Origin of the sequence: Streptomyces sp. NPDC085946, assembly GCF_044540485.1 — a bacterium.
In the GTDB taxonomy this organism is placed as follows: domain Bacteria; phylum Actinomycetota; class Actinomycetes; order Streptomycetales; family Streptomycetaceae; genus Streptomyces.
This window is the reverse complement of the sequence record NZ_JBITSF010000014.1, coordinates 221493-239505: the sequence shown is the minus strand read 5'-3', so window position 1 is coordinate 239505 and position 18013 is coordinate 221493. Positions and strand designations below refer to the sequence as shown.

Annotated in this window: 8 protein-coding genes; all 8 read right to left on the bottom strand. The window is 75.3% G+C overall.

The annotated features are described in order from the left end of the window. Nucleotides 1-307: 307 nt before the first annotated feature. The 8 genes from ACIF8T_RS26410 to ACIF8T_RS26375 are packed head-to-tail and all read right to left on the bottom strand — an operon-like array spanning nucleotide 308 to nucleotide 17996. Nucleotides 308-1627, bottom strand: coding sequence for a dihydrolipoamide acetyltransferase family protein (locus ACIF8T_RS26410; RefSeq protein WP_400038577.1), 1320 nt, complete (start codon nucleotides 1625-1627; stop codon nucleotides 308-310). A 10-nt stretch (nucleotides 1628-1637) separates the two neighbouring features. After that, nucleotides 1638-2618, bottom strand: a complete 981-nt coding sequence (locus ACIF8T_RS26405) for an alpha-ketoacid dehydrogenase subunit beta (protein ID WP_400038585.1) — start codon at nucleotides 2616-2618, stop codon at nucleotides 1638-1640. Between the two features lie 2 nt (nucleotides 2619-2620). Then, complete coding sequence (gene pdhA / locus ACIF8T_RS26400) at nucleotides 2621-3778, bottom strand: pyruvate dehydrogenase (acetyl-transferring) E1 component subunit alpha (protein ID WP_400038576.1); 1158 nt, start codon at nucleotides 3776-3778, stop codon at nucleotides 2621-2623. Then, entirely contained in the window at nucleotides 3775-5034 is a 1260-nt protein-coding gene (locus ACIF8T_RS26395) for an AMP-binding protein (RefSeq protein ID WP_400038575.1), read from the bottom strand. The genes pdhA and ACIF8T_RS26395 overlap by 4 nt, the downstream gene beginning before the upstream one ends. 14 nt (nucleotides 5035-5048) lie before the next feature. Then, entirely contained in the window at nucleotides 5049-5570 is a 522-nt protein-coding gene (locus tag ACIF8T_RS26390; RefSeq protein ID WP_400038574.1) for a flavin reductase family protein, read from the bottom strand. Next, a complete protein-coding gene (locus ACIF8T_RS26385) occupies nucleotides 5570-6382 on the bottom strand; it encodes a thioesterase II family protein (RefSeq protein ID WP_400038573.1) in 813 nt (270 codons plus the stop codon). Before ACIF8T_RS26385 ends, ACIF8T_RS26390 begins: the two co-directional genes overlap by 1 nt. Further along, nucleotides 6379-8823 (bottom strand): beta-ketoacyl synthase N-terminal-like domain-containing protein, encoded by a 2445-nt coding sequence (locus tag ACIF8T_RS26380; protein ID WP_400038572.1) that lies wholly within the window; start codon nucleotides 8821-8823, stop codon nucleotides 6379-6381. The genes ACIF8T_RS26385 and ACIF8T_RS26380 overlap by 4 nt, the downstream gene beginning before the upstream one ends. Beyond that, nucleotides 8820-17996: an SDR family NAD(P)-dependent oxidoreductase gene (locus ACIF8T_RS26375; protein ID WP_400038571.1), complete on the bottom strand. Its 9177-nt coding sequence runs from the start codon at nucleotides 17994-17996 to the stop codon at nucleotides 8820-8822. Before ACIF8T_RS26375 ends, ACIF8T_RS26380 begins: the two co-directional genes overlap by 4 nt. Nucleotides 17997-18013 lie beyond the last annotated feature (17 nt).

The following is an 18013-nucleotide window of genomic DNA, read 5'->3' as shown; positions in this document are numbered from 1 at the left end:
CGTCGACAGGTCGTTGCCGAACGACGCGGTCTCCGCGGTGAAACGATCCCCGGTGAGCTGCATCCCGTCACCCGAGTCACCCGCGAACCTGATGACCACGCGGTCGACGGGTTTCACCGCCTTCACCGAGTCATGGGCCGACACTGCGGTGCTCCTCACATGTTCGGATACTGACAGGACTGAAGGACACGTGGAAAGGCGGGTCGGCCACCAGGCGGGGGATGGCTGGCGGCCGACCCTGTCACGGGGGTGCTGCACAGTCTGCGAGAGCGGTCTGCGCAATCTCTGGACGCCGACTGGAGGACGGTCAGCTCCAGGCGATCAGGCGGTTGGGGCGCTCCAGCACCGCGGCGACGTCCGCGAGCACCTTGGAGCCCAGTTCTCCGTCGACCAGCCGGTGGTCGAAGGACAGCGACAGGGTGACGACCTGGCGGGGCACCACCTTGCCCTTGTGCACCCAGGGGCGGGACGTGATCGCGCCGACGGCCAGGATGGCCGCCTCCCCCGGGTTGAGGATCGGTGTGCCGCTGTCCACCCCGAAGACACCGATGTTGGTGATGGTGACGGTGCCGCCGCTCAGCGCGGTGGGGGCGGTCCGTCCGGCCCTGGCCGCGTCGACCAGATCGTCCAGCGCGCCCGCGAGTTCGGCCAGTGACAGCGTGTGCGCGTCCTTGACGGCGGGGACGATCAGCCCGCGGGGGGTGGCCGCGGCGATGCCCAGGTCGACGTAGTTCTTGCGGACGATCTCCTGGGTCCGGTCGTCCCAGGAGGCGTTGATCTCCGGGTTGCGTTCGATGGCGACGAGGAGGGCCCTGGCCACCAGGAGCAGCGGGCCGACCCTGCGGTCCGCGAACCGTGGTTCCCTTCTGAGTTCGCGCACCAGCTTCATGGTCCGGGTCACGTCGACGGTGACGAACTCGGTCACGTGCGGGGCGCTGAACGCGGAGGCGGTCACGGCGGCGGCGGTGGCCCGGCGCACTCCGCGCACCGGCACCCTCGTCTCCCTCGGCCCGCTCCCCGGGGCGGGGGCCGGCGCCGGCGGGGCGGAGGCCGGGGCGGTCTCCGGGGCCGGGGCGGAGACCGGCGCGGTCACGGTGTGCGCCGCGTTCGCGGCCGCGTGCACGTCCGCCCGCACGATGACGCCGTCCGGGCCCGAGGGCAGGACACGGGCGAGGTCGACACCGAGGTCCTTGGCGAGCTTGCGGACCGGCGGCTTGGCCAGGACGGGGCCGGTGCCGGTGCCGGTGCCGGTGGGACGGGGGGCCGGCGCGCCCGCTGTGCGGCGCCGGCGCCCGGCGGTCCCGGAGGCGACCCCGTAGCCGACGAGCACCGGTTGCCGGGCCGGCGGCGCGGGTGGCGGTTCCGGCGTCCGGGCCGCGGCGACGGTGATGACGACCGCGCCGACGGGCACCGTCTCGCCCTCCGCGCACCGCAGCTCCCGCACCACCCCGTCGAACGGGATCGGCAGTTCCACCACGGCTTTGGCCGTCTCTATCTCGCACACGACCTGCCCGTCGACGACGGTGTCGCCGGGCCGCACGTACCAGGTCAGGACCTCCGCCTCGGTGAGTCCTTCACCCACATCGGGCATCCGGAACTCGAGCAGCCGGCCGGCAGTGTCAGTCATGGGTGGTCCTTCAGTACGCCAGCGAGTGGTCGACGGCGGCGAGCACGCGGTCGAGGTCGGGCAGGTAGTGCTCCTCGAGCCGCGCCGCCGGGTAGGGGGCGTGGTGTCCCCCGACCCTCAGGACCGGGGCCTCTAGCTCGTAGAAGCACCGGGTGGTGATCCGGGCGGCGATCTCCGCGCCGGCCCCGAAGAAGACGGGCGCCTCGTGCACGACGACCAGGCGGTGCGTCTTCGACACGGAGTCCTGCACGGTGTCGAAGTCGACGGGGGACACCGACCGCAGGTCGACGACCTCCAGTGAGCGGCCCTCCTCGGCCGCCGCTTCGGCGGCCTCCAGACACAGCCGCACCATGGGGCCGTAGGCCACGAGGGTCAGGTCGGTGCCGGGGCGCGCCACCCGTGCCCGGTGCAGGGGCGCGGGAGTGGCGGCCGCGTCCACCTCGCCGGTGTCCCAGTAGCGGCGCTTGGGCTCGAAGAAGATCACCGGGTCGTCGCTGCGGATGGCCTGCTGGAGCATCCAGTAGGCGTCCGAGGGGGTCGAGGGGGAGACGACCTTCAGCCCCGCCACATGGGCGAAGACGGCCTCCGGGGACTCGCTGTGGTGTTCCACGGCCCCGATGCCGCCGCCGTAGGGGATCCGGACCACCACGGGCATCCTGATCGTGCCGTGCGAGCGGGCGTGGAGCTTGGCCAGCTGGGTGACGATCTGGTCGTAGGCGGGAAAGACGAAACCGTCGAACTGGATCTCGACCACGGGCCGGTAGCCGCCGAGCGCCAGTCCGATGGCCGTTCCGAGGATGCCCGACTCGGCGAGCGGCGAGTCCATCACACGGTCCTCGCCGAAGTCCTTCTGCAGGCCGTCGGTCACCCGGAACACGCCCCCGAGCCTGCCGACGTCCTCTCCCATCACCAGGACGCCGGGATCGTCCTCCAGGGCTTTGCGCAACGACCGGTTGAGCGCCTTGGCCAGTGTCATCGTGTCCGCGGTCATGATCATCCACTCTCCGGGTCGGCGAAGGACCGGTGGTACTCCTCGAACTGGCGCCGTTCCTCGTCCACGACCGCGTGCCCTTCGGCGTACACGTGGTCGAAGACGGCCGGCCGTTGCGGGTCGGGCATGGTGCGCACCTCGCGACGGACCCGGTGGGCGAGTTCCCGGGTCTGCTCCTCGACCTCCTCGAAGAACTCCGGCGCCGCGTGCCCGGCTTCGGTCAGGTGGACGCGCAGCCGGGCGATGGGATCCCTCGCCCGCCAGTACTCCAGTTCCGTCTGGGCGCGGTACCGGGTCGGGTCGTCCGAGGTGGTGTGCGCGCCCATGCGGTAGGTGAACGCCTCCACGAGGAAGGGGCCGTTGCCGTTGCGGATGTGGTCCAGCGCGAACCGCGTCACGGCGTGCACCGCGAGGACGTCGTTGCCGTCCACCCGCACGCCGGGGAATCCGTAGCCGTGGGCCCTGCGATAGAGCGGGCCGCGCAGCTGCCGGGTGACGGGCTCGGAGATGGCCCACTGGTTGTTCTGGCAGAAGAACAGCACCGGCGCGTCGTGGACGGCGGCGAAGGTGAACGCCTCCGCGACGTCGCCCTCGCTGCTGGCACCGTCCCCGAAGTAGGCCACGGCCACGGCGTCCGCGCCCTTCTTGGCCAGGCTCATGGCGTACCCGGTGGCGTGCAGGGTGTGCGCGCCGACGACCAGGGTGTACAGGTGGAAGTTGGATTCGCGCGGGTCCCATCCGCCGTTGGTGACCCCCCGGTACAGCCTGACCACGTCGACCGGGTCGACGCCCCTGCACCAGGCGACGCCGTGCTCGCGGTAGCTCGGGAACACGTAGTCGTCGGGGCGCAGTGCGCGGGCCGAGCCGACCTGGGCCGCCTCCTGGCCCGCCAGCGGCGGCCACAGGCCCAGCTCGCCCTGCCGTTGCAGGGCGGTGGCCTCGGTGTCGAAGCCGCGGGAGATCACCATGTCCCGGTAGAGGGTGCGCAGCAGTTCCGGGTCGTATCCGGGGGTCTCCTCCGGGGGCGCCACCAAGGCGCCCTCCGGCGTCAGCAGTTGCAGTGCCTCCGGTTCCTCCGGGCGGGTCATGAAGGTGTTCAGGGCGTCCGTGAAGCCGGGCGCCGTCGCCGTGCGCGAGCGGTGGCTCAGGGGCAAGGTCATGTCACTTCCGTCTCGGGACGGCCCGTCGGGACCGTCGGCCGGTTCTCGCGGCCGGGTCCCCGTGCCGCGGGGCCGGTGAGGTCGAGGGTGTGGTCCGGTGTCCAGCAGCCCCGCCAGCCCGATGACTGCACGTCCTCGGGCCACCAGGGCGGGCCGATCGCGACGATGGCGCCGACCGCTCCCCGCGGCAGGCTCTCGCCGCCGGCTCCGGCGACGCGCAGCCGGACGGGCGGCACCGGACTGCCCGCGCCGGGTTCGTGGGGCCGTCCGCCGTCCCGGGCGAACAGTTCCTGCGCGGTCCACGGCACCGCGCCGTCGGTCGGGGCGAACTCGGACCACAGCCGGGTGCCGGGCCGGGCCGCGAAGTGGCGGGAGACCAGCTCACGCGTGCAGGGACCGCCGATGAGCACCACGGTGCCCGGGCCCTCCGCGGCCCCGGCGGTCCGCCGCCCGGGGGGCGGGCCGGAGTCGAGGTGGCGGGCGTACTCCTCCGGGGTGAGCACCGTGACGCTGTCCCGCGCCCCCACGAGCGGCCACCCGGGATCCGGGTTCCACGGCGCGGTGTGCAGCATCGCGCCGCAGCTGTACGCCCACCACATGGCCGCCAGGGCGGCGGGTGACACCGGTTCCTGGTCGATGGCCACGGTGCCGCCCGGAACCCCGGCCCGGCGGCTGCGATCGGCCGCGGAGCGCAGCCAGGAGCGGTGATCGATCAACCGGTCCGTGCCGCGGTGGCCGAGCAGCAGATGGGCGCCGCCTTCCGCCGAGGAGCGGGGCAGGGCCTTCTCCACGGGGACCGAGGCGATCTTCCGCCAGGTCGCCGGGTCGTCCAGGGCCAGCGACGGGGCGCCGCGGACGGCACGGTCGTAGGTGGAGCGGCTGCACAGGACGGCGCGCGCCCCGGCGGCGCGCGCGGCGGCCGCCGTGCCGCCGGGCCCGTCGAGGGCGGGGACGCACACTCCCCCGGCCTTGAGCACGGCGAGTTGGGCGACGAGCGCCTGGCGGTGGTTCTCGCAGCGGACGACCAGCGGGTCCCCGAGCTGGACTCCGCCGAGGACCAGGGCCGAGGCCAGCCGGACGGCTTGGCGTTCGGCCTGGGCGTAGGTGAGCCGGTGCCAGCCGTCCTGGACCGCGACCCGGTTCGGATGCCGGTGGGCGGTGTGCGCGAAGACCTGGTCGAGGGTGAGGGCGGCCGGTGGCGGCCCGTCCCCGGGCGGGAGGGTGGGGTCCCGCCGCTTCCGCTGGTGCGTGTTCACTGGTCCTCGCCGTCTCAGGAGATGAAGTCGTAGGACAGGTGGTCCTCGGTGTCGGGCCAGGTGGCGAAGCGCCGCAGCCCGTACAGCAAGGGGTGCTGCTCGTCCGCCATGCGGGTGACGCGGGTGACCTGGCCCATGATCACGACGTGGTCGCCGACGATCTGGTCGTTGGTGACCGTGCAGTCGGCGATCGTGTGGGCGGCGTCCACCAGGTGAGGGCCGGCCGCGTCGTCGCCGGCGCGCCAGGGCACCCGGTCGAAGCGGTCCGGTGCCCCGGAGGCGAAGAGTTCGGCGGTGGCCCGCGCTCGGCGGTGCAGCAGGTTGACCGCGAACCGCCGGCCGTCCTGGACGGCGTCCAGGGTCGGGCTGCCGCGGCGCATGCACACCAGCAGCACGGGGGGTTCCAGTGACACGCTGCACAGCGAGGTGAGGGTCATGCCGCGCGGCGGTCCATCGGGACCCGTGGTGGTCACGATGGTCACGCCGGTGGGGAAACCGGCCATCAGGGTGCGGAAGTCGGCGGGGTGACCGTGCATCAGGACGCTCCTTCCGGGTCGGCCGCGGCCGCCGAGGACGACAGAGTGCCGAGTGCCTCCCGGATCTCGGTCACCAGGGCCTCGGTGAACGCCGGGAAGGCGTCGCCGAGGAAGTGGAAGTGGCCTCCCGGGAAGAGCCGGCGCCGGAAGACGCCCTCGGTCTCGGGGGCCCAGGCCGCCGCGCCCGGCGCGGGGGCCAGCGCGTCGTCCGTCGAGGCGAACACCGTCAGCGCGCTCGACAGGGGCCGCCGCCCGGGGTCGGGCCGGTAGGAGTCCAGGGCCCGCAGGTCGGACCGGATCACCCTGAGGAACCGGTCCTTGAACTCGGGGAGTTCGTCGAGCCGGTCCGGCATGCCGCCGAGCCGGGTGAGCCGCCGGACGAACTCCACGTCGGACAGGCTGGGGTCGAGGAGGCGGATCGCGGGCTGGATGCCCGGTGCCTGCCGACCGGAGACCCCCAGCCACAGCGGGGCGGTTCCGCGGTCCTGCAGGGACCGAGCGGTCTCGGAGGCGACGACCGCGCCGAGGCTGTGCCCGAACAGGGCCAGGGGCGTCCCGTCGGAGACGGCGAGCACGTCCTCGGTGACCCGGGCGACCAGCTCCTTCATGTCGGTGACGGGCTGCTCCGTGTGCCGCCTGCCGCGGCCCGGCAGGTCCAGGAGCAGCAGGTCCCAGGCGGGCGGCAGGACCCGGGTCATGGGGTGGTAGACGCTGCCCGAGCCGCCCGCGTGCGGGACGACCACCAGACGGACGGCGGGCGCGGCGACGGTCCGGGGCCGGACGAAGGCGTCGGTGCCGGTGCTGACGCTCACGCGCCCACCCCCCGGCCGGCCGCCGCGGTCGCGGCGATGCTTTCGGCGAGCTTGCCCAGCAGGTCGCGCAGGGGCATGGAGAGGGACAGCTCGTCGGCGGTCATGCCGACCTCGAAGCGCTCCTCGACCCGGGTGATGAAGAGGGTGGAGATGAAGGAGTCGCCGCCCACGTCGAGGAAGGTCAGCTCGGGGTCGAGAACCTCCGCCTGCAGGACCTCTTGCAGCAGGTCCAGGAGGTAGCGGGTCAGTGCCTCGGGTTCCAGCGACTCCGGAAGGGCGACTCCGGCCTCGGCGCCGGGCCCGGGCCCGGGCGCGGGGCCGGCCGCCGGCTCGTCGATCCAGTACGTCCTGCGGCGGAAGGGATAGGTGGGCAGGTCCGCCACGAAGCGGGCGCCGGGAGCCGACAGCGCCGCCAGGCGGAGGTCGGCTCCCGCGGTGAACAGCTCGGCGAGCGCCGCCCGCAGCAGACCGGGGGCGTCCTCGAGGTCGGCTCCGGCCAGCGGCAGGGTGGTCCGCCGGCCGTGCGCCTCCCACGAGAGGGCGACGCGGTCCTCCGCGCCGGGGGCGGCCCGCCCGGTCCCCTCGGCCGGTATGGCGTGGACGCCGAGCCGGGCCAGCATGTCCCGGAGCCGGGCCCCGGGGTCCTCGGCCACGGCGCCGGAGCTCGCGTCCCCCAGGCCGGGGTGGGCTTCGGCGAGGGCGGCGACCACGGCCTCGAGCTGCCCGGCCGGCCCGTCGGTGTGGAGGGTGATCCGGCGCGGGGGCTCCTGCGCGGCGACCGTCACCACGCCCTGGGCGCGCCAGTCCGCGAGCGCCTCGGCGAGGTCGCGCGGGGTGGCACCGACCAGCGCCAGCCGGTGGGCGAAGGGGGCGCGTCCGGCGCGCAGCGTGTGGCACAGGTCGGCCAGCCGCGTGTCCTCGGCCCGGCGCAGCAGGGAGCCCACCCGGTCGGCGAGCCGGTCGAGCCCTTCGTGGTCCTTCGCGCTCAGGGTCAGCAGTTCCGGGCCGGGCGGGGCGGGGGCAGGCGCGGCAGGCGACCGGTGCGCCTCCAGGACGGCGTGGACGTTGGTACCGCTCATGCCGAAGGAGTTGATGCCCACGACCCTGCGGGACAGCCCGGCGGGCCACGGCGAGTTCCGCCGGGGCACGGTGAAGCCGAGCCGCTCCCACGGGATGTGCGGGTTCAGTTCGCCGTCGTCCGGGTGCGCGGCGGCCGGGATCACTCCGTGCTGGAGCATCAGCACGGTCTTCATCACGGAGGCGATGCCGGAGGCGCCTTCGAGGTGGCCGAGCCGGGACTTGACGCTGCCGATGTTCAGCGGGGTGCCCCGGTGGCGGACCGCCTCCCCGAGCACGCCGTCCAGGGCGCCGATCTCTATCGGGTCGCCCAGCACGGTGCCGGTGCCGTGGGCCTCGACGAAGCCGACGTCGGCCGGATCGATCCGGGCGTCGGCCAGCGCCGCCCGGATCACCTCCTGCTGGGCCGGCCCGTTGGGGGCCGTCAGCCCGGACGCGGCACCGTCGTGATTGACGGCCGTGCCCCGGATGACGGCGAGGACCGGCCGGCCCTCGCGCTCAGCGTCGTCGAGGCGCATCAGGGCGACGACCCCGACCCCCTCACCGCGCCCGTAGCCGTCGGCGGTGGCGAGGAAGGACTTGGAGCGGCCGTCCGGCGCCAGCGCCCTGGTCTGGCACAGCGAGACCATCAGGCTCGCGGAGAGCAGCAGGTTGGCGCCGGCGGCCAGCGCGTAGCGGCACTCGCGGTTGCGCAGCCCCCGCACCGCCAGGTGCAGGGTGGTCATGGAGGAGGAGCAGGCCGTCTCCACGCCCAGGACCGGACCGGAGAAGCCCAGCAGGTGGCTGACGCGTCCGGCGCCGAAGCTGAGGCCGCCGCCCGTGATGTAGTACGGGTCGATCCGGGACATGTCCGAGCGGTCCTCGTTCCGCTCGCTGTACTCGGAGGTCATCATGCCGAGGTAGATCCCGACGTCGAGCCGGTCGGAGCGGCGGACCGCGATCCCGGCCCGCTCCAGCGCCTCCCAGCTGGTCTCCAGGAGCATCCGCTGCTGGGGGTCGAGCAGGCGGGCCTCACGCCGGGAGACCCCGAAGAAGTCGGCGTCGAAGTCGGCGATGGTGTCGAGGAACCCGGCCCGGTCGACGTACGAGCGGCCGGGCCGCCCGACGGACGGGTCGTACACCGCGCGCAGGCCGGGCCGGTCGGCGGGGATCCCGGACAGCGCCGAGTCGGTGCCGCACAGGAACTCCCAGTACGCCTCGGGCGTGTCGATGGCCGGCGGCAGCCTCAGTCCCATGCCGACGACGGCGACGGGCGCGTGGCGTTCGTCCTCCAGCTCGTTGATCCGGGCCCGCAGCCGGCGGGAGAGCCGGAGCTGGTCCTCCATCAGGGCGCGGACGGCTTCGGTGTCCATGGCCTCACTCATGCCTGCCTGTCTCCTTTCTGGGACACGTCGCTGCGGACGGCCCGGACGAGTTCCTCGAAGGACAGTTCCGCGAGGTCCGGGAGGCCGGCGGGGTCGGGGGGACCGGCGGGCTCCGGGGCTCCCGCGTGGTCCGGTGCCTCCTGGCGGTCCGGCCGGCCGGGGGCGGCGGGCCGGGCGGATCCGGGGTGGAGCAGGCCGAGGACGTGGTCCGTGATGCGCGGGACCGTGGGGTGGTCGAGGGCCACGGTCGCCAGGAGGTCGACACCGAGGGCGTGGGAGAGCCGGGTCCGCAGATCGATCACCATGATCGAGTCCAGGCCCATGTCGCCGAAGGTGGTCTCCTCGTCGAGGGCCGCGGGCTGCCCGAGGGTCTCCCCGGCGGCCTCGCGGACGAAGTCCCGCAGCGCCGCGTCGCGTTCGCGCGGGTCCAGCCCGTCGAGGCGCGCGCCGAACCAGCCGCGCGGCCGGCCGGCCCGGTCCGCGGCCGTCCGGCGGACCCGGTGGGCGTCGCCGCCTGCGGGGACGTCCAGCAGCCGGGCGCGCGGATGGCCGCCGAGCGCCTCGGCGAACCGGTCGGGTGCGAGGTCAACGGCGATGACCCGAGCCTGGCGGGCGGTGAGTGCGGCCAGCAGCAGCGCCTCGGCCGTCTCGTCGGTGAAGGTGCCGATGCCCAGTCGGGCGGTGGCCCGGCGCACGGTCTCCGAGGCCGCCATCCCGCCCTTGCCGCCGGGCACCCAGGGCCCCCAGGCGATGCTGGTGGCGGGCACGCCTTCGGCACGCAGCGTCTCGGCGAGGCCGGTCAGGTAGCCGTTGGCGGCGGCGTAGGCGGTCTGTCCCGCCGAGCCGAGCACGCTGGAGGCCGACGAGAACAGGACGAACGCGTCGAGATCGTGGCCGCGCAGGGCCTCGGCGAGGACGTCCGCGCCGTGCGCCTTGGCGGCGAAGACGCGATCGGCGGCGCCGCGGTCGACGCGGCCGAAGGCCCGGTCGTCGGTGGCCCCGGCGAGGTGCAGGACCAGGCGCAGCGGACGGTCCGCCCCGGCCAGCGCGACGGCGCGGGCGCAGTCGGCGGGGTCGGTGACGTCGCCGCGCACCACGTGGACCGGTGTGCCGGTGGCGGTGATCCGGTCGATGAGGCGGCGGGCCTCCGCGTCCGGTTCCGAACGGGCCATCAGGGTGATGCCGGCGCAGCCGTTGCGGGCGAGGACCGCCGCGGTGCTCAGGCCGAGCCCGCCGAGTCCGCCGGTGATGAGAGCGGTGCCGGTGAGACCGTCCGCCGCGGTGCCCGCCGGGGCGGTCGCGGGGACGAGCCGGCCGGCGCGGGTCCGGCCGGGGCCGATCTCCAGCCGGGTCTCGACGGGGCCGTCGTCCAGGACCCGGTCGAGGGCGCGCAGCAGGCCGGGGGCGTCCCAGCCGTCCGTGAGGGTCACCCGCAGCAGCCGGCGTTCGCTCTCCTCGGCCTCGACGCCGGCCAGCAGGCCCCACAGCGTCTCGCGCAGGGGGGCGTGCGCGGTGCCGCCGGTGACCGGGACGGCGTACGGCACGTCCTGGGGGACGGACCGCAGGACGGCGGCGAGGTCGAGGACGGCCTCGGTCGCGGCTCCCGCGTCGGCCGGCGCGCCGGCGGTGAGGAAGCGGGCGTCGACGATCAGGTCCGGGGACTGCGTGAGCGGCGTGTCCGCGTCGACCGCGAAGGCGTGGTGGCCTCCTTCCTCGGCCGCCCGGACGAGGAGCCGTCCGGCCGGGGTGCCGGCGCCGACGACGGCCACCGTCCGCGCCCGGGTGACGGGCTCGTCGGTACCGGCCGGGGCGGGCACCTCGGTCCAGGCGAGGTCCCAGGTGTGGCGGGTGCCCTGGCGCAGCGAGGACTGGAGGACGGAGCGGGAGGCCGTGCGGAACCGGAAGCCGTCCATGGCGAGCACGGTGGCGCCGCCCTCGTCGAACAGGTGCAGGTCGGCGGTCTCCACCCGGTGGAACCGGTCGTGGGCCGTCTCCCGCAGGTCGGCCCGGACGTGCCCCCACAGGGGCCTGCCCGGGGCGGGCCGGCCGGGGAACGACACACGGGCCGCGGCGAACGGGATGACCAGGGCCTCCTCCTGGTCCAGCGGCTCCGCGTCGTCCTCGCGGATGGCGAAGCAGACGGAACTCTGCAGGCAGGAGTCGAGCAGGCCCGGGTGGATCTGGTAGTCCTCGGCGGGCTCGTTCATCTTCTCCGGCCAGTCGAACCGGATCAGGGCCTCGTTACCCCTGATCCAGGCGTCCCCGACCCAGCTGAAGGACGGGCCGAGCAGGTAGCCGATGCCGCGCAGATGGCCGTAGAAGGCCTCGCCGCCGAGGTGGCGGTCGGCGTGCGCGATGAACTCCCGTGGGTCGGGCGCGGTCCTGTGCCCGGCCGGGTCGGCGGAGAGCCGGCGTGCCGTCAGGTGCTCCTGCCAGAGGTCGCGTTCGGGGTCGAGGAGGCTCTGCACGCTGACCGTGCGGGAACCCCGCTCGTCCTCGCGCTCGATGATCTGCAGCTCGTAGCGTTCGCCGTCGTGCAGCACCAGCGCGCGCGGGAAGTGCAGGTCCTCCAGGACCACCCGGTCTCCGTCGCGGCCCAGCGCGGACAGCACCGTGGCGGTCTGGGACGCCCCGGCCACCTGGACGGTGCCGAACAGCCGGTGGTCGTCGAGGTGCGGCGGGTACACGGTGCTGCGTTCGGTGACGAACACCCGCCCCTGGATCGCCGGTGAGCGCAGTTCGGTGCCCCACGGCGGACCGGCCGGAACGGCTCCGGGCACGGGCCGCCGGTCCGGTGCGGCGGACGGAGCGGCCGGGGTGCCGTCCTGGCCGGCGCCCCGCCAGTAGGAGGTCGCGGCGAACGGGTAGAGCGGGGCCGCCGCGCGCGGGATGCGGCGCGGCGCCTGCACGGCCGCCCAGTCGACGTCCTGACCGAGTTCGTACAGCTCCTTGGCGGCGGCGGCCATGGCGGCCCGGTCCCCGGTCCCGCGCCGCAGCGAGGGCAGCAGGGTGCCCGCCGGGGCCGGGTCCACCGCGCGCACCAGGTTCACCAGGGTGGCGTCCGGACCGATCTCCAGGCAGACGTCCACCTTCTGCTCGGCGAGCCGCCGCGCACCGTCGTGGAAGCGGACGGGGTTGCGGGCGTGCCGCACCCAGTACTCCGCGTCGATGGTGCCGGGCTCGGCGGGCGTGCCGGTGAGGTTGGAGATCAGCGGGGTGCGCGGGTCGGTGAGGTCCAGCGCGGCGGCGGTCTCGCGCAGGCCCGGCAGGACCGGGTCCAGCAGCCGGGAGTGGAAGGCGTGCGAGACGGTGAGCCGGACGCCGCGCACCCCGTGCTCGGTGAGCCGGGCGGCGAACCGCTCGATCTCCTCCGGGGCGCCGGCCACCACGGTGGCGTCCGGGGCGTTGACGGCCGCGATGTCGAGGGGGATGTCCGCCAGCAGGGCGAGCACCTGCTCCTCGGAGGCGCGGACGGACAGCATGGCGCCGCGCCGGGTGCCCTGCATCAGCTCGGCCCGCCGGGCGATCAGCCGCAGCCCGGACGACAGGTCCGTCACCCCGGCGTGGACCGCGGCGGCGACCTCGCCGACGCTGTGGCCCATCACCACGTCCGGGGTGACGCCCCAGGATTCCCACAGGGCGGCCAGCGCGCTCTCCAGGGCGAACAGGGCCGGCTGCGTCACCCGGGTCTCGTTCACGGCCCGCGGATCGTCGCCGTAGAGGACGAGTTCCACGAGGGAACCGCCCAGGACGGGGGCGAGTTCGCGGTCGCAGCGGTCGAAGACCTCCCGGAAGACCGTCTCGGTCTCGTACAGTTCGCGGCCCATGCCGAAGCGCTGACTGCCCTGTCCGGAGAACAGGAAGGCGATGCGCGGGCGGCCGGTGGTCCGGCGATCCGGGAGCGGGTCCGCGAGCTGGGCGAGGAGTCTGTCCCGGGTGTCGCCCAGCAGGGCGCGGCGGTACGGGAAGTGGGCGCGGCCCGCGGACGCGGTGGCGGCCAGGCCCGCCAGTTCCTCGTCGCCGGCGGCGGTCAGCCGCTCGCGCCAGGCCGCGGAGAGCCGCTCCAGGCCCGCCGCGTCGGGCGCGGACAGGGGGATGAGGTGCGGACTGCCGGCCGGGGCGCCGTTCGTGGCGGCGGAGGACCCGGCCGGTGCGTCGGCGAGCACCACGTGCGCGTTGGTCCCGGTGAGTCCGAAACCGGAGACGCCGGCCACGCGCGGGGCCGCGCCGGAACGCCAGGGGGTGGGGGTGTCCACCACCCGGACGTTCATCTCCGCCCAGTCCACGTGCGGATTGGGTGCCGCGAAGTGGAGGTTGGCCGGGATGAGATCGTGTCTCAAGGCGAGCACGGTCTTGAAGACGGCCGCCATCCCGGCGGCCGACTCGCAGTGACCGATGTTGCTCTTGACGGAGCCGATGTGGAGCGGCTCGCCGGGCTTGCGGTCCGGCCCCAGGACCCGCCAGGCCGCGCCCAGTTCGATGGGGTCGCCCAGGGCGGTCCCGGTCCCGTGCGCTTCCAGGTAGGAGACCTGGGAGCCGGTGACGCGGGCGTCGGCGAGGGCGTCGGCGAGCAGGGCCTGCTGGGCCGTGCCGCTGGGGGCGGTGAGCCCGGAGGAGGCACCGTCCTGGTTGACGGCGGTGCCGCGGATCACGGCGAGCACGCGGTCGCCGTCGCGCCGGGCGTCGGTGAGCCGCTTGAGGACGAGCACTCCGCAGCCCTCGGCGCGCACGAAGCCGTTGGCGTCGGCCGAGAACGTCCGGCAGCGTCCGTCGGGCGACAGCATGTGCGCGCGGCTGGCGGAGACGGAGGCCATCGGGTCGAGGATGACGTTGACCCCGCCGGCCAGCACCGCGTCCGACTCGCCGCCGCGCAGCGATCGCACCGCGAGGTGCAGGGCGACGAGGGAGGACGAGCAGGCGGTGTCCACGGCCATCGCGGGGCCGTTCAGCCCGAGGGTGTACGCCAGGCGGCCTGCGGCGGCGTTGAGCGAGGTGCCGGTGCTGTAGTAGGCGTCGAGGTGCTCGGCACCGGTTGCGGCGAGCACCCGGGCGTAGTCGGCGTAACTGACGCCGACGAAGACGCCGGTGCGGGTGCCGCGCAGCGTGTGCGGGTCGGTGCCGGCGTCCTCCAGGGCGTGCCAGGCGGACTCCAGGAGCAGCCGTTGCTGCGGGTCGAGGTTCTCCGCCTCGCGGCCGGGGATGCCGAAGAAGGCGGCGTCGAACCGCGCGATGTCCGTGAGGAAGCCGCCCTGGTCGGTGGTGATCCGGCCGGGCTCGGGGGCGTCGTCGCCGTGGAAGGCGGCGGTGTCGTACCGGCCCTCGGGGACGGGGCCCACCGCGTCGCGGCCCTCACGGAGCAGGGTCCACAGGTCCTCGACGGAGTCGGCCTGCGGGAACCGGCCCGCCATGCCGATGATGGCGATCGGCTCGTGTGCGGTGCTCGAGGGCTCGCCGGGGGTGTCGTACGGCGTGGCGGCGGGGGCCGGCCGCCGCCCGTGCACGGGCGGGGCCGTTTCCGGCGCGGGGGCGGGCGCCGGGACCGTGGTGGGGGCGGGCGCCGGGGCCGCGGCGGGAGCGCCGGTGAGCAGGTACTCCGCCATCCGGGTGACCGTGGGGTGGTCGAACACGTCGGCCGCGCGCAGGGCGACCTCGAAGGCCTGGCCCAGGCGTCCGACCAGGTCCACGGCCATGATCGAGTCCAGGCCCAGGTCGAAGAAGCCGGTGTCGTCCTTGACGGCCCCCGCGGACTCGAAGCCGAGCTGGGCGGCGACGATCCGGGCCACGTGGGCGCGGGCCGCGGCCGGCCGGCCGCGCTCGGGCACCGCCGCCAGGCCGGCCACGACCGACGGTTCGCGGTCGGCCGCCGCGGCCTCTTCCCGCGCCGGGTCCGGCAGGTCCGCGGAGAACAGGCCGCGGGCCCGGAAGCGGGACATGACCGAGCGGAACCGGGGCGTGTCCAACGGGCAGACGACGACGTGTCCGGAGACGGCGGGGGACGCGGCGAGCGCGGCACGGCCGACGGCCGCGTCGAGGGCGCCCACGCCCAGCCGGGCGAAGGTGCCGCGGCTGGCGGAGTCGGCCATGCCCGACTCGCCCAGGTCCCAGGGCCCGTACGCGATGCTGACCGCGGGCAGGCCCCGGCCCGCGCGGTGTGCCACGAGGGCGTCGAGGCCGCCGTTGGCCGCGGCGTAGCCGGCGCACCGGTCGGTGCCCCACACGGCCGAGACCGAGGAGATCGTGGCGAAGAAGTCCAGCGGCCAGTCGAGCGAGGCACGGTGCAGCAGCCAGGCCCCCGCGAACTTGCCGCGCAGGGCGGCGGCGAACTGCGGGACGCCGGTCTCCTCGGCCGGTACGCGCTCCAGCGTGCCCGCCGCGTGCAGCACGCCCCGCACGGGCGGCATGCCCTCCAAAGCGGAGCAGGCAGCGGCCACGGCCTCCGGGGTGTCGCACCCGCCCGGCCGGTAGACCGCCTCGACGCCCGCGGCGCCGAGGTCGTCGAGCAGCTCCCGTGCCTCGGGGGCCAGGTCCTCCCGCGTCCGCCGGCCGATGAGCAGGAGGTGCCGGGCACCGCGGGCGACCAGCTCGGAGGTCAGCTCGCGGCCGACGCCGCCGAGACCGCCGGTGACGACGTAGGTGGCCTCGGGGACCACCCGCAGCGGTTCGGTGGTCGCGGCGGTCTCGACGAGGCGGGCCGTCAGGACCGCGCCGTCGCGGACGGCGGCCCGGTCCTCGGCCGCCTCCCCGCGGGCGGCGCCGTCGCTCTCCCGCGTGACGAAGGACAGCAGGGCGTCGAGATCCGCGTCGTCCGGGTCGGCGGGCAGGTCGACGACACCGCCCCAGCCGGCTCCGAGTTCGAGGCCGAGGACGGGCCCCAGGCCGTGCAGGAGGCCGTGGTCGGTCGCCACCGTGGTGTCCTGCGGCCTGGTCCGGCACACGGCCCGGGTCAGGGCGAACACCCGGGGGCCGCCTCCGCGGGCGGACGCGGCGACCGCGGCCGTCACCGCCGCGCACAGAGCGGCTCCCGGCTCCGCGGCGTCGCTCGCCGTGTCCGGAGCGCCGTCGCTCCCGGGGAGCGGGGTGGCGCGCAGGGCCAGGACGAGGGGGCTGCCGGCCCCGGGGGCCGCGTCCTGGCCGGCGGCCCACGCGGCGGCGTCCGCGGGGAGCCGTGCGTACCGCCAGCCGTCGGGCAGGTCCGCGGCGGACGGTGCGAGCACGGTGCCTGTCAGGCCCCGTGCGGCGGCCCGGCCGGCCAGCGCGACAAGGAGGTCCTCGTCGTCGCCGGCGAGGACGACGGAGCCCGCGGCCGAGGGGGCCGAGGGGGTCTGGGGCCGCCACGCCACCTCGTGCACGAGCGGCACACCGGAGGCGGCCGGAGCCGTGTCCTCCCGGCCGGCGGTGGCGGCGGCATCCGGGGGGACCGCCCGCGTCCGCGGTGCGAACCGGCTGCGCTGCCACGGGTAGGGGGGCAGGTCGACGATCCCGCGGGGCAGGTCGGCACCGGTCCCGGGAACGTCCCGCGCACCGTCCTGGGTCCCGGTGACCGCCACCTCCGGCACCGGGCGTCCCTCGGCGAGCGCCCGCAGGGCCTCGGCGGCGGAGCGGGGGTCGGCCGCCGTGATGGTCGCGCGCACGTCCATGGGCGTGCGTCCGGCGGTCGCGGTGTGCGCGAAGGCCGGGTAGTCGGCGGCGGGGAGGGCGTCCAGCGCGCCGGCGTACTGGGCGGCGCGCGCCCGCAGCGCCTCCTCGGTCTTCGCGGAGACGGCGAAGCCGGTGACCGCGACGGGCGCGGCCCCGTCGGCGGGGCGGGCCGGCGCCTCGTCGGCCGACAGCGGTCCGACGATCGCGTGCGCGTTGGTGCCGCTCATCCCGAACGAACTGACCGAGGCGCAGTCACCGGACAGCGGGGACCACTCCCCCAGCGTGTCGGGCACCGTCATCCCGGTGCCGGACAGGTCGATCCGCGGGTTGAGGTGGCGGAAGTGGACGACGGGGGGCACCTGGCGGCGCGAGACGCACAGCATCGCCTTGATCAGCCCGGCCACTCCGGCGGTGCCCTCGAGGTGTCCGAAGTTGGTCTTCACCGCGCCGACCGGCAGCGGCGCGCCGCCGTTGCGCCGGCCCAGGGCGGTGGCCAGCGCGTCCATCTCGATCGGATCCCCCAGGGGGGTGCCGGTGCCGTGGGTCTCCGCGTAGCCGACGGCCGCGGGCTCCAGCCCGGCGTCCGCCAGGGCCGCCTCGATCAGCGACACCTGAGCGAGGACGTTCGGCGCGGTGAAGCCGCTGGAGCGGCCGTCCTGGTTGACGGACGTGCCCCGGATCACGCCGAGCACCCGGTCCCCGTCGCGCAGGGCGTGGTCGAGACGCTTCAGCAGCACCACGCCCACGCCCTCGCCGCGAGTGAAGCCGTTGGCCCGGGAGTCGAACGTCTTGCACAGGCCGTCCGGCGACAGCGAGCGGGTCTCCTGCACCAGCCGCATGGTCTGCGGCGACATGATGAGGTTGGCGCCCGCGGCGAAGGCGAGTTCGCACTCGCCCCGGCGCAGCGCCTGCACCGCCAGGTGCACGGCGACCAGGGAGGACGAACAGGCCGTGTCGACGGTCATGGTGGGACCGGTCAGGCCCAGGGCGTAGGCCACCCGGCCGGCGGCGAAGTTGTGCCCGTTCCCGGTGGCCCAGTAGGCGTCGGGTTCCCCCTCGCACCATTCCCGGTAGTCCTGCCACATCACGCCCAGGTAGAGACCGGCCCGGGCCTCGGCGAGCCTCCCCGCCGGGACGGCCGCGTGCTCCAGGGCCTCCCAGGCGACCTCCAGCAGGAGCCGGTGCTGCGGGTCCAGGTGGCGGGCCTCGCGGGGGCTGATGCCGAAGAATCCCGCGTCGAAGTCGAGGACCTCGTCGAGGAAGCCGCCGCGCTGGGGCAGCCCCCGCCAGGCGTCGGCGAAGGGGCCCTTGCGGTGCTCCGGCATGGGGCGCACCAGGTCACGGCCTTCGGCGAGGGCGCTCCAGTACGCGTCGAGCGTGTCGATGCCGCCCGGCAGCCTCAGCCCCGCGCCGATGATCGCGACGGGCTGGTTGCCCTGCTGCTCGCCGAGCTGCTGCCGCAGGGAGCGGATGGTGTCCAGGGCCCGGGTGAGCGGTGTCTGCCTGCCTCCCTCGGAGGCGCTTGTCTCGTGCATCGGGGTTCCTTGCGGTC